The sequence below is a fragment of the Gilliamella sp. W8123 genome (assembly GCF_016101085.1).
GTDB lineage: Bacteria > Pseudomonadota > Gammaproteobacteria > Enterobacterales > Orbaceae > Gilliamella > Gilliamella apis.
Genome location: NZ_JACFRE010000002.1, coordinates 252,814 through 266,497 on the forward strand (window position 1 = coordinate 252,814; position 13,684 = coordinate 266,497).

The following is a 13,684-nucleotide window of genomic DNA, read 5'->3' on the forward strand; positions in this document are numbered from 1 at the left end:
AAAAGAACTTAATAAATAGGCACGTTACCGACTGTATACAAAATTTTCAATTTTTATAGTCGATGGTGCAAAAGGTGCCCTTTTAAACCGAATAATCTCTACGAGCTTAAATTAGACACAAAACTAAAATCATAAAACGCTTAAAACTGATTAAACTTGTTTTAATTAGTTTTAAGCGTTGAACAACCGAAGGGCGTTAGTTTTTTTATTAACTTTTATTTTATGGGTGTGATATGACAATAAAAAAAGAAAATTTAATTTGTGATTATTACTCTATCGATGAAATCATGAAACTTTTATCTAATTGTGTAAATACTATTTCATTAAAGGAACTAATATATTATATCCAAAATCAAAATTTAAATACTATGGTTATGGTTGAAGGTAATTCGGAGTTTATAACAAAAATAGGATCATCTTATTTAGATAATCACCTACCTATAATTAAATCACCTTCTTGGCTTGCCTATAATGAAAAAGTATTAATTAAAAATGAATACCCTAATACTTGCTCGTTAGAAGATTCATTTATCAAAATTGATTTTTTAGGAGTTCAAAATTTATCAGAGTTTAAAGATTTACGATTAAATGATAAATTTGATATTTCTTGGGGATTATCTCAGGCAAATTGTAAATTTTATGGTTTATTTGATATTCCTTATGAAACATATTTGCAAAATTGTGATTTATATAACAACCTACTTTCTATTAATTTTGATAATGTTTTTTTTACACATTTTTCTAGTACTACAAAATCTAATGATATATCGATTAATTTATGTCTAGCCACACCAAATACAACCAAGAATCAAACTACATTACCGATTATTAAATTAGATTTCTCTCAAATATATATAGCCAAAGATGAGCTATTACGATTTATGAAAAATCATAAAATATCTTTCAAAAAAACAATTAATGACGAAGACGAAATAGACCAACTAAAAAAAGAAAATGAAGAATTAAAAAAGAAGTTAGAACAACTAGAAAATAAATCTACCAGCAACAAAATGAAAGTTTTCATAAAATCACTGCTTTATGTTCATTATGATGAAAACGTTGCTAACTCACCTAGAAAAGAAATATATGATCAATCTTCTGGATCAGGAAAAGATGGAGTAATACAGAAAACATTTGATAAAAAAAGAATTGATGTGAATGTATCAGGTAAAACAGTAGAAAGTTGGCTTAAGAATGTTGATATACCTTTCATAAAAAAATAGGCATTCAAACAATATCTGGAAATTGCTGGAAATTTCCAAAATACCATAACAAAACATGTTCCAATATTCGTGTTGATATCAACTCATGCAACAGCTAATGAATGAAATGGATAAGAAAATCATTAGCTTTCATCAAACTTAAATTTGATTTATATGAGGATTAATATGACTAATATTGGAAGTAATAACACTATTCTAATTACCACAAAGCAAGTATTAGAAAAAATAGGATTAGGCAGAACAAAACTATATTATTTAATGGAATCTCCTAATTTTCCAAAGCCAATACGTTTCGCAAAAAATTGTATTCGTTGGGATTTAGCTGAAATTGAAGCATGGATTGATGCTAATAAGGCGAGGAGATAGTCATGTCTATAGTTACTAAATCAGGCTATAAAAGAAAATCATCATTACCTATATCTATTGGTTTTGAGGGATACAACTCAATCCAAAATTACATCATAAAAAATATTTTACCCATGCAATCGCTCTGTTGTATTTATGGGCAAAGTGGCACTTTCAAATCATTTTTGGCTATATCTTTAGGATGTAGTATTGCCTGTGGTAAAGAATGGTCAGGGAACAAAGTAAAACAAGGTGCAATATTGTATATTGCAGGAGAAGGTGGGACTGGTGTTCCTAAACGCATTAAAGCATGGTTTGATTATCATAATATAAATAGTTCAATTCCCCTTTTTGTTATAAATCGCCCCGTTTTTCCATTAGTGAAAGAAGATGTAGATGAATTAAAACTTGCTTGTTTAGATGCTGAAAATGAATTTGGCATGAAAGTATCACTCATTATTATAGATACATTGGCCAGATGTCTTGGCTCTGCTGACGAAAATTCCGCAAAAGATATGGGAGCATTCATTTCAGGCTGTGACAAATTGAAGGGAGATACAGGTGCTTCTATTTTAATTGTTCATCATACTGGCAAAGATGAATCGAGAGGAGCCAGAGGTTCAAGTGCTTTAACCGCCTCTTTAGATTGTGAGTTTTTTATTTCAAAAGATGGTAAAAATGGCAACAATCAATCTTTGATTGTTGAATGTACAAAGATGAAAGACATGGAACCACCACCAAGAAAAGCTTATGCATTAAAAAATATTGAGCTTTATTATGATCAAGACCAAGAGTTAATTTCATCTCTTACCGTTGTCGATGAGCCTTATGAACCCAGAACACAACAGTTACCTAATGAGCTAAAAGGAATTAATAATTTAACTAAAAACCACGTTGTTTTATTTGAAACGATAAAAAAGCAACTTAATGAAAACCAAATATGTACAAAAAATATTATTAAACAATCGTTAAAAAAACAAGGCATCAAAAATATTGATGGAGGTTATTATAAATGGTTGGAAAAATTGATTAAAGAAGATGTTATTAAAATTTCCATCATAGACAATCAATCTATTGAATTAATCAAATAATAACTTTAAAAACAAACAACATCACTTTTTGTATACCTATAGTTGTGAAAAGTGATGTTATCTTTAAATTAGTAGTTCAAAATCTTATTTATACACGTTACTTCCTTGTTGTTTGAATCCCAATTACCATAATATATTTTATTGAGACTATTATATTTTAATAAAATTTCAATTATGTTGTTCACTGCATCCTTATTAGCTTGTTCACTTAATGTAATAGAATAAATATTCTCTGCTGCTTTAGACAGTTCCCAAGCAATAAATTTTGGTGTTTTAGCTACATCTTTTTCATACACAAAAAATATGTGAGTAGAGTTAGTAACATAATAAATTTTCTCTCCATTTAATAAAATTGTAGGCCACGGATAAGATACATACTGTCCAGGAGTAAAAGAGACCATTAACCCAGCATCTCTCAATGAGTACAGTTCATCTTTGAATAGATATGTATCGTTTATTTTAGGATTTAAAAGATAACTACCAAAAATTATATAACTAGATAATTGAGAAAAATATTCAGCTTCAGCTTTTGAAAGATTCTTAATTACGTCAAGTGTTCTTAAACTTATTTTTTTAGGTTCATTAATTTCTTCAGATAAAACTCGTCCCCAAATATATTGAAGTGTCTCATCAGAAATAAATTTAGCCTCATTTCTCCATCTATTCAAAAAATCATCAGTAGGAGTTTCATCTGTATCATTAGCACTTTCTATATAATCAAATGAATTAACTATACATTTTATAATATTTTTTACTTCATCTGTTTTTATTGTTGCAGAGATAATGTCAATAATATTATTGTCACTACTAGAAGATAACTTCCCTGTTTCAGAACTAAAGATCGCTTTTCCTGATAAAATATTCTTTTTATCAGCCTCATTTTGAGCCGCGGCCAATATACGCTTTCTTTCAGAATTAATAAGCTTATCTCCAAATATAAGATAACAAATCGATTTAATAGCATTTGGTGTTTTTTTTAAAATTGGTTGAAAATCGGCTTTAACTTCAGCTTTTATATCAACGTTTATTTTAGAATCATCTCCCATATATTCCTCACAATATCTTAATAAAAATCATAATATTTAATTAAAATATCGGGTTATTTAGCATAAATCAATTACTTTATATATTTATTATGTATCAGTTGAATAGATAAAATCGCCCCACCAATCCATAATATTACGCCGTTCATCTAGATAGGTTGAGCGGTTATAGGCTTTACGGACTTCTCCGGCTATTTTATGAGCTAGGCATGCTTCAATCGCATCAGGGTTAAAATTTAACTCACTTGATTTTTCATTTAGTGTTGTACTAGCTAAGGCTCTCAGTCCATGAGCAGTTAAACGCCCCTCAAACCCTGCTCTCTTTATTGCCATATTGGCAGTTTGAGAACTCATATGATCATTGCGCTTAGTTCTATTTGGAAACACAAATTTACTATGTGCAGAAAAAGGCCGTAATTCCGACAAGATAATGAGTGCCTGTTTTGATAATGGAACAACGTGATAATTATTATGCCCTTTTTTCCCTTTCATTTTTTCAGCAGGGATAGTCCACTCTTGTTTTTCAAAATCAATTTCACTCCATTCAACACTAACCGCTTCTTTTGGCCTAACCATCGTTAATAATTGCCACATGACTAAATTTTTAACAACAAAACTCACTTTATCTGTTGAATGAAGCTTTTCTAAAAATTCAGGGAGTTCTTTATATGAAATAGTGGCCAAATGTTGTTCTTGATGTACTGCAAAGGCTTTAATTATTCTTAAACAAGGATTATATTCAATAGCGCCACAATCAACTGAAAAATCGAGTATTTGATTAATTAGCGATACAACTCGTTTTAACGTATCTAATTTCCCACACTCTTCAAGCGGCCTTAAAAAATCAATAATCTGTTGCCGATTTAACTCTTTAACTGGAACGTTTGCAATATAAGGATAAACATGTTTTTCAAGTCTCTCACAAGATTTTTTAATTGAATATTCTTTAACTTGCGAAGCTTTTTTATTTTTCCATTGCTCAGCCATTTTATAAAAGGTATTACTTTGATTAGTTATTTTACTATCTTGTATCTGCTTATTGTTTTCTTGAGGATCAATTTTATTGGCTAATAATTTTCGATATTCATCTCTAATTTGCCTTGCCATAGCCAAAGATAACTCAGGATAAGATCCAATACCCAATGCCGTTCTTTTTTCGCTGATAGGATTAATATAATTAAAACGCCATAATTTAGCACCAGTAGGCATTATCAATAAAAAAAGACCTTTTCCATCAGATAATTGATATTGTTTTTCTTGCGACTTAGACGATTGAATTTGTTTATCAGTTAAAGGTTTTACTATTCTGGCCATAAATCACCTCGATTTTAGTAATACAGCTATTGTAATATGTGATGTCTATTACTAAATATATTACTAAAAATGGTGATATACGGCAAATTAGCATGAATTAAAATGAACAGTAAATGTTCTATTTTTAATGTAACGCAATGATTTTAATAATTAAAATAAAAACAAAAGAATGGTTATGAAATCTTGAATGGTGGCCCCTACTGGACTTGAACCAGTGACCAATCGATTATGAGTCGACTGCTCTGACCAACTGAGCTAAGGGGCCGTGTTCTGATGTGCTACTGACTTAGTAGGGTTGCGATTATAATAGAGTTAAAATTAATTTGCTACAATTAATTAACTAAATAGGTTGATTTGGTTAATTATTAAGCTGACATTTGTCATAATAGCATCATTTATAATAAGCGATATTTTTTAATCAATTATCCTGATACAATGTTTTATATTATTATTACTAATGTTTTTTTATTGGTTGAGGAAATATTATGTCTATCAAAAAAACTCTTTTTATTAGTGCTGCACTGTCAGTGACATTATTTTTAAATGGTTGTAGTAGTTCAGATTATCAAGCTACCTCTGCTGGTCGCCAAGTTCAATTTATTGATACTAAACCAGCCGCAACTTGTCAATTTATTGGTAAAGCTGAAGGCCGTCGTAGTACTTTCTTTTCTGGCTTAAAAACGCATAGTGAATTAATCCGTGATGCAGCAACTGACTTAATGAATAAGGCTGCAGCTATGGGTGGTAACGTAATTTATAATGCTCAAGATGCATCTTTACAATATGTTTCCGATATTGCCCCGACAGATGCAGTTATGGTTGGTGAAGTTTTCAGCTGTAAATAGCTAATTAGCAAATAAAAAGGGATATTTTGATATCCCTTTTAGTAAAATTTGCCAAAATAATTAGCCATTTTGCTTTTCAAACTGTTGCATAAATTCAATAAGGTATTTGACTCCTTCAATTTCCATTGCATTGTAAATTGATGCGCGCATTCCGCCTGCAATTCGGTGACCTTTAATACCGATAATATTTGCTTGAGTAGCTTCACTTACAAACTTTTTATCGAGTTCTTCATTTGGCGATAAAAAGGTTACATTCATAATAGAACGATTCTCAACCGCTACAGTATTGCGGTAAAAATCTGACTGATCAATAAATTGATAAAGTAATTGTGCTTTTGCTTGATTTCGTTGTTGCATCGCACTTAAGCCACCTAAACTCTTAATCCATTTGAAGACTAAACCTGACATATACCAGGCAAAAGTTGGTGGAGTATTAAACATTGAATCATGATCTAATAATATTTTGTAATCAAGTACTGAAGGTAACACTTTTTGCGCATAACCTATCAGATCTTCACGAACAATGACAATAGTAATTCCTGATGGGCCGATATTTTTCTGTGCACCGGCATAAATAATACCGTAACGCTTAACATCGATAGGTTGTGATAAAATACAAGAAGATAAATCTGCTACGACAGTTTTATCGGCAAAGTCAGGTTGTTCAAATATTTCAACTCCGTCGATGGTTTCATTTGGACAATAATGAACATAAGCACTATTATCGCTTAATTGCCATTCAGACATCGGTTTGATCGAGGTTATTCCTGCATTTTTGATAACTACATTTTGCTCAATTACATTACAATATTTTGCCGCTTCTTTCGCTGCACACTGACTCCAATAGCCACTATTGATGTAATCAGCGTGAGTATTATTAGCTAAAATATTTAATGGTACAGCAGCAAACTGAGCTCTAGCTCCACCTTGGCAAAATAAGATTTTATAATTTTCTGGTACATTTAAAAGATCACGAAGATCGTTAGTTGCTTCAATCGCACATGCATCAAATTCTTTACCTCGATGACTTAGTTCCATCACCGATGCACCGGTGTTTTGCCAATTTAATAATTCAGCTTGTACTTGCTTTAAAACATCCGCCGGTAGTTTGGCTGGGCCTGCACTAAAATTATAACTTTTACTCATTGCGATTCACTTTCATCCATCAAAAAATAGAAAATCTATTTTTACACTCTATGAACCAATATACAATCAGATTTTTAGCAAAAATTTTGAGGAACGGGGTTTTTGAAGCATAAAAATACCGACATTAGTCGGCATTTGTCGCAAAGAAAATGAAATTTAGAGAGCTAGTTGCTGTTTAGCGTTTTCGATGGCGAATTTTACTTGTTGCGGTGATACGCCACCTTTTGCAGATCGTTTTGCTAAGCAAGATTCTAAAGATAATATAGGATAAACATCACCCTCAATGACTTGGCTGTATTGTTTTAATTCATCTATAGTTAGCTCTTCTAATGCTTTTTGTTTAGCTATCGCTGCTACTACCGCCTCACCAACAATATGATGAGCTTGCCTAAACGGAATACCTTTAGCAACCAGATAATCAGCAAGTTCTGTCGCATTAGAATAACCTTGTTTAGCAGCATTTTGACAATTTTGATAATTGATTTTTATATCTTCAAGTACTAATACCGCCATATCTAAACACTCTTGCCAACTGTCAAGTGCATCAAATAAGTGCTCTTTATCTTCTTGTAGATCTTTATTATATGCCAGCGGTAATCCTTTAAATGTAACTAATGCTCCAGTTAGTGCGCCAATTACTCGCCCTGCTTTACCACGAATTAATTCCAATGCATCTGGATTTTTTTTCTGTGGCATTAATGAAGAGCCTGAGGTAACGCGGTCAGATAATTCAACGAAATCCGCTTCACCACTATTAAAAATAATTAAATCTTCAGCAAAACGTGATAGGTGAACCATTCCGATTGATGCATTATTGAGTAGTTCAAGTACATGATCCCTATCAGACACCGTATCCAAGCTATTGTTGGTTGCAGTTGCAAAACCTAACCAGTTGGCTAACATATCACGATCCATAGGATAAGCTGTCCCCGCTAAAGCGCCACAGCCTAAAGGACTAACATCCAAGCGTTTTAGAGTATCTTGTAAACGACTTTCATCACGCGTTAACATTTCATAATACGCTAAGCACCAATGCGCAAAAGTTATAGGCTGAGCGCGTTGTAAGTGAGTATAACCAGGCATAACCGCATCTTGATGTTGTTCTGCAGTTAACACCAGTGTTTTACGTAATTGATTGATAGCAGAGATAAGATGAGCAATTTCATCTTTACACCATAATTTCAGATCGGTGGTTGACTGATCATTACGACTGCGACCTGTATGAAGTTTTTTACCTAAATCACCAACTTTTTCTATTAGTTTTTGTTCAACCCAACTATGAATATCTTCAGCTTCACTTTGCAAGATCTGCTGCGGATCTTGTTGTACCGAACTAAATAATTCATTTAACGCTTGTTCTAACTGTTGTTGTTCATCATGAGATAAAACGTTGACAGTGACCAATGCTTTAGACCATGCAATTGATCCAATGATATCCTGCTCTGCAAGCCGATAGTCAAAGCGCAGAGAATCATTAAAGTGTTTAAATCGTTGATCTGCTGCTTGGCTAAAACGCCCACCCCATAATGCCATAATCACCTCAAATGTTTTATTTCAAATCAGTCCTAAACAATTAAAATTTATTGTTTTTTTAATAATTTTAATGATAAGTTTATCTACAACAATACTATCGAAAAATATATACAGACCAAAGTCTGTATATATTATGTTTTATATCTAATTAAAAAGTCTTAAAAATTACTTTTTAGTTTTAGTTTTACTTTTTGATTTTGTGGTTTCTTTCGCTGACGATTTAGCTTTTTTAGTCGGCTGATTTTTCTTACCTTCATTTAAAGCACGGATACGTGAAGATAGGGAGAATAGACGAATAAAACCACCGGCATGACTGTGATCGTAAACTTCATCTTCACCAAAGGTTGCAAACTCTTCGCTATATAAGCTATTTGGTGATTTCTTCTGTACTGCGGTTGCATTACCTTTATAAAGTTTAACTACAACTTCACCAGTCATATCTTCTGCTAACACTTCTGCAGCGGCTTGAAGAGAACGGCGATATGGTGCAAACCAGCGACCATCATAAACAACGTAAGCCATTTCTAAACCAAGTTGTTCGCGCCATTTGAAGCTATCACGATCTAAGATCAGTTGTTCTAAACCACGTAACGCTGTCATCATGATAGTTCCACCAGGGGTTTCGTAACAACCTCGAGATTTGATGCCGACTAAACGATTTTCAATAATATCTACTCGACCTACACCATGTTTTGAACCAATTTTATTCAGCGTTGCAACACAGTTATATGGTGATAATTTTTTACCATTAACAGAAACAACTTCACCTTTTTCTATACCAATAGTAACAAACTCCGGTTTGTTTGGTGCATCTTCGGGTGACACAGTCCATGCCCAGCAATCTGCATTAGCCTGATTCCAAGTACTTTCAAGCACACCACCTTCGGTAGAAATATGCCAGGCATTTTCATCACGGCTATAGATTTTCTCAACTGTTGCAGTCGTTGGAATTTTTCGTACTTTTAAGTAATCAATTAAAGCTTCACGTGAACGTAAATCCCATTCACGCCAAGGTGCAATAACTTTAAGTTGCGGAGCTAGAGCGGTATAGGTTGTTTCAAAACGAACTTGGTCATTACCTTTACCTGTTGCACCGTGGCAAAGGGTATCGGCGCCAACTTCTAATGCATATTCAACTTGCGCTTTCGCAATAATTGGGCGAGCCATTGAAGTTCCAAGATAGTAAGTTCCTTCATATAACGCACCAGTTTTTAAAACAGGGTAAACATAATCTTTAACAAATTCTTCTCGTAAATCGACAACTTTACACGCTACTGCGCCAGATGCTTTGGCCTTTTTTTCCACATCTTTTAGTTCTTTAGGATCTTGTCCAACGTTGGCGACTAAAGCATAAACTTCACAATCGCCATAATTCTCTTTCAACCAAGGAATAATAGCTGATGTATCCAAGCCACCCGAATAGGCTAAAACTACTTTTTTTGTTGCACTTTTTTTCATGTTATACCCTTTCATAATTTACTGACGAAAAAAATAAATGTTTTAAACACTAATCCAAGTATATCTAACAATAAATATACTTGTTTAATATACTGACTGATTTATATTTAAGCAATAATTCTTGTACCCGTTATGCCTGATTTTCCATTAAATAATTCAATGAGTTTATCTGATTCTTTCCAGCTAGCGATATCTATTGGTCGACCTAATGTTTTAGCCGCTTCAAATGCAGAATTCACTTTCACGATCATTCCATCGGTAATAATTCCTTGAGCAATTAGATGATCTGCCTCAGCTTGTGTTAACGATTCGATTAATTGTTTGTTTTCATCCAACACACCAGATACATCAGATAGTAAAATTAAATCTGCATTTAAAGTTTTTGCCAAGGCAACAGCTGCGTGATCGGCATTGACATTCATCATCTTGCCTTCATCGGTAATCCCAATTGAACTAACAATAGGTAAATAACCATTATTAAGGAGTAAATTGATTAAGGCCGGATCGCCTTGTTCAGCTTCACCTACATAACCTAATTCTTCAGAAATTTGCTTAACTTTTACGCTATCACCATCGGCTAAGCAGAGTCCAATACTGGCTATTTGTAATTTTTTAGCTTCTGACAAAATTGTGGTATTCGCACTACCAGCAAGGCTACCAACAATGACATCTATTTGATCTGCCGGTGTAACGCGTAAACCATTACGTCGAACGACAGGTAAGGAGAGCCGATCCATTAATGAATCAACCACACTACCACCACCATGAACAATAATTAAAGGACGTTTAAAATTTTTTTTGTATTCGCTAATAACAATAAATAATTTACTTAATGCATCTTTATTATCGAGTAATACACCGCCAAACTTAATAATCAATGGTTTCATTTTTATTTCCTATTCACTCTAATAAAAGTTCACTGATATAAACTTGTCATTATTAACAAATTAGTATCTATCTTTATAATAAGGCTGTTGTTTCATCAAAACCAAATCGAATATTCATACATTGTACTGCTTGCGCAGCTGCACCTTTTAATAAATTGTCTTCCACAGAAATTAAAATCAGATGTTGGCCTTTAAGCACAAAACCAATATCACAATAAGGTAAGCCAATTACCGATTTTAGGGCTGGCCATTGTTTTTGGTAAACTCTTACTAATGGTTTATCATCATAATATTTATTTAAAGCGGTAAGAATATCTTCCTCACTCACCCCTTCTTTCACCTGACAGGTGATAGTGGCATGGATACCATCTTTAAAACAACCTAAATGTGGAGTAAAAATAACTTCCTGCCCTAAATGTATCGCAATTTCAGGTTGATGACGATGAGTAAATATGCCATAAGCATGTAAACTAACCTCACAAAATAGATTATTTGTAGAAGGTTTACGGCCTGCACCACTAACGCCACTCACAGCATTAATGACAGGCCATTGCCTTTTGTCTAGTAAATCTTCTTCAATTAATGGTTTTAGTGGCAGTTGCGATGCGGTTGGATAACAACCAGGTACAGCGATTAATTGCGCATTTTTTATCGCATCAAAATTCCATTCAGCTAGACCATAAACAGCTTTATCTAACCACTGTTGGTGCTGATGTTCAAAACCATAAAATTGGGTATAAAACGAGGGAGAGTTGACTCGAAACGCACCCGATAAATCAAATACTGTACAACCATTTTCAAGAAAGAATGGTGCGATATCGTGACTAACAGAATGTTCAGTAGCTAAAAATACAATATCAATATCTTTGACAAGAGAAGAATAATCAGCCGTGGCAATTAAAGGTAAATCAACAACACCTTTCAATTGCGGGTATAAAAATCTATCAGAAATAAGTTTACCCGCATCAAGGCTATTTTCTGATACCGTTAAAGCGACTAATTCAATATTTGGATGTTTTGTTAAATAGTAAGCTAATTTTGCACCTGCATAACCACTCGCCCCAACAATTATTGCTTTTAACATATCTTTCCTTATCTATCATTCAGATTTTTATGCAGTATAGTAGGCGATTTAAAGCAACAAAACAAGAGAAAATTGAATTTTTATTCACTTTTTGTGAATTTATTTTCAAAAAGACAATTACTGCCACGATTTTAACGTTAGCAGTGAGGTGAAAATGTCGTCCTCCTACATATAAGAGTTGTAGGAGGACGATTAATGTTTATTTTAAATAACAGGCGGATTTTAAGATTGCTATAAGTAGTTCCCAATAACGATAAACACTTTGAATATTAACTTTTTCATCAGGTGAATGAGGTGAAACAATGGTCGGTCCTATTGATATCATATCCATATCAGGATAAGACTGTTTAAATAGACCACATTCTAAGCCGGCATGAATCACCATAATTTTTGCTTGTTTTGAGAAAATCTCTTGATATTTATCTTTAGCTAATTGTAAAAGACTGGAATTTAAATTAGGCTCCCAGCCCGAATAACCACCACTAATTTCGTAATTGGCATTAACTAATTGGCTTAACGAGATTAATGTTGCAACGACAGCATCTTTCGCACTATCAACTTGAGAACGGATTAAGAAATTAACGTTTAGTTGATTATCGCTAATATTTACAATACCTAGATTTAAAGATGTTTCAACAACACCATGAATTTGCGTACTCATACTCACCACACCATTTGGCGCAACATTTAATAAATTGACAATTTTACTTTGCTGTTCAACGGCGATGACTCGTTTTATGTGATCATTATTAACCTCTTTTAGGGTTAATTCTATATTGGGTTCGACCTGTCCAAACTCATTTTGTAAAACAGAATTATATTGGTTAACAATCTGTTCTAGTTTTGGCAAATCTTGTTTATTTAAGGTTAATTCAGCGAATGCTTCTCGAGGTATTGCATTACGTAAAGAACCCCCTCTTATATCTGCTAATCGATATGAGAGATCTTGTCCATATTCCGCTAAAAATCTTGCTAGTAATTTTATTGCATTACCACGGCCAAGATGAATATCACAACCAGAATGTCCTCCTTTCAAACCTTTTAGCGAGAGTTGAATATAGCAATCATGTATTTCTGGCATTACCGCATATGTGATGGCAAAACTGGTCGTAAAATCAACACCACCAGCACAGCCAGTAAATATTTCGCCTTCATCTTCAGAATCAGTATTAATCAAATAATGACTTTTCAACCAATTTGGTTGTAGACCAAAAGCGCCATGCATCCCCGTCTCTTCCGAAGTTGTAACCAATACTTCAAGAGGTCCATGTTCAACTGAAGGATCAATCAATACAGCCAAGGCTGATGCCAAACCTACGCCATTATCTGCACCTAATGTGGTTCCTTTAGCTTTGACCCAATCACCATCAACATAAGCTTGAATTGGATCAACAAGAAAATCGTGCTGGGTACCTTCATTTTTTTGCGGAACCATATCCATATGAGCTTGCAAAGCGATTGATGGACAATCTTCCATCCCTTTAGTAGCAGCTTTACGCAGTAAAACATTACCAGCTTTATCTAGCTGACAATCAATATGATGAATAGTTGCAAAATCGACTATATATTTAGTTATCATTTGTTCATGATGAGAAGGATGGGGAATTTTACAAATATCATTAAAAATCTGCCAAACAAATTTTGGATTTAAGGTCGATAGCATATTTTATCCTCAATATTAGGTGGGTAATGAATTAATAAGTGGTTTTTTTTAT

11 protein-coding genes, 1 tRNA gene and 1 pseudogene are annotated in these 13,684 nt (G+C 33.3%); 4 read left to right on the top strand and 9 right to left on the bottom strand.

What is annotated here, in order from left to right; genetic code table 11:
- Nucleotides 1-233 precede the first annotated feature (233 nt).
- The 3 genes from H3T56_RS03975 to H3T56_RS03985 all read left to right on the top strand — a co-directional run bounded on the left by H3T56_RS03975 (nt 234) and on the right by H3T56_RS03985 (nt 2,659).
- Nucleotides 234-1,223, top strand: coding sequence for a hypothetical protein (locus H3T56_RS03975; protein WP_198192088.1), 990 nt, complete (start codon nt 234-236; stop codon nt 1,221-1,223).
- Nucleotides 1,224-1,388: 165 nt separating this feature from the next.
- Nucleotides 1,389-1,589: an AlpA family transcriptional regulator gene (locus H3T56_RS03980; RefSeq protein WP_144187629.1), complete on the top strand. Its 201-nt coding sequence runs from the start codon at nt 1,389-1,391 to the stop codon at nt 1,587-1,589.
- A gap of 2 nt (nt 1,590-1,591) precedes the next feature.
- Nucleotides 1,592-2,659: a helicase RepA family protein gene (locus H3T56_RS03985; protein WP_198192089.1), complete on the top strand. Its 1,068-nt coding sequence runs from the start codon at nt 1,592-1,594 to the stop codon at nt 2,657-2,659.
- Nucleotides 2,660-2,727: 68 nt separating this feature from the next.
- Here the strand turns inward: H3T56_RS03985 and H3T56_RS03990 are convergent, their stop codons facing one another.
- From H3T56_RS03990 to H3T56_RS04000, 3 genes are all read right to left on the bottom strand, one after another.
- Nucleotides 2,728-3,705 (bottom strand): DUF2806 domain-containing protein, encoded by a 978-nt coding sequence (locus H3T56_RS03990; protein WP_198192090.1) that lies wholly within the window; start codon nt 3,703-3,705, stop codon nt 2,728-2,730.
- An 87-nt stretch (nt 3,706-3,792) separates the two neighbouring features.
- Nucleotides 3,793-5,016, bottom strand: a complete 1,224-nt coding sequence (locus H3T56_RS03995; protein ID WP_198192091.1) for an integrase arm-type DNA-binding domain-containing protein — start codon at nt 5,014-5,016, stop codon at nt 3,793-3,795.
- 188 nt (nt 5,017-5,204) lie between these two features.
- Nucleotides 5,205-5,281: transfer RNA gene (locus H3T56_RS04000), tRNA-Ile, on the bottom strand.
- Nucleotides 5,282-5,501: 220 nt separating this feature from the next.
- Between H3T56_RS04000 and H3T56_RS04005 the strand changes: the two genes are divergently transcribed.
- Nucleotides 5,502-5,861: a DUF4156 domain-containing protein gene (locus H3T56_RS04005; RefSeq protein WP_065612902.1), complete on the top strand. Its 360-nt coding sequence runs from the start codon at nt 5,502-5,504 to the stop codon at nt 5,859-5,861.
- A gap of 60 nt (nt 5,862-5,921) precedes the next feature.
- On the opposite strand, the gene serC is transcribed toward H3T56_RS04005, so the two are convergent.
- The 6 genes and pseudogenes from serC to H3T56_RS04035 form a co-directional block, all read right to left on the bottom strand.
- Nucleotides 5,922-7,007, bottom strand: a complete 1,086-nt coding sequence (gene serC / locus H3T56_RS04010) for a 3-phosphoserine/phosphohydroxythreonine transaminase (RefSeq protein ID WP_198192092.1) — start codon at nt 7,005-7,007, stop codon at nt 5,922-5,924.
- A 156-nt stretch (nt 7,008-7,163) separates the two neighbouring features.
- The gene (gene argH / locus H3T56_RS04015; RefSeq protein WP_086361052.1) at nt 7,164-8,540 is read right to left on the bottom strand and encodes an argininosuccinate lyase; all 1,377 of its coding nucleotides are present in this window, start codon (nt 8,538-8,540) and stop codon (nt 7,164-7,166) included.
- Nucleotides 8,541-8,783: 243 nt separating this feature from the next.
- Nucleotides 8,784-9,998 (bottom strand): annotated as a pseudogene (locus H3T56_RS04020) (argininosuccinate synthase); the annotation flags it as partial.
- A 107-nt stretch (nt 9,999-10,105) separates the two neighbouring features.
- Entirely contained in the window at nt 10,106-10,885 is a 780-nt protein-coding gene (gene argB, locus H3T56_RS04025; protein WP_065651218.1) for an acetylglutamate kinase, read from the bottom strand.
- 73 nt (nt 10,886-10,958) lie between these two features.
- Nucleotides 10,959-11,969 (bottom strand): N-acetyl-gamma-glutamyl-phosphate reductase, encoded by a 1,011-nt coding sequence (gene argC / locus H3T56_RS04030; protein ID WP_065651219.1) that lies wholly within the window; start codon nt 11,967-11,969, stop codon nt 10,959-10,961.
- A gap of 199 nt (nt 11,970-12,168) precedes the next feature.
- On the bottom strand, nt 12,169-13,632 hold the full coding sequence (locus tag H3T56_RS04035) for an aminoacyl-histidine dipeptidase (RefSeq protein ID WP_198192094.1): 1,464 nt from the start codon (nt 13,630-13,632) through the stop codon (nt 12,169-12,171).
- Between the last annotated feature and the right edge of the window lie 52 nt (nt 13,633-13,684).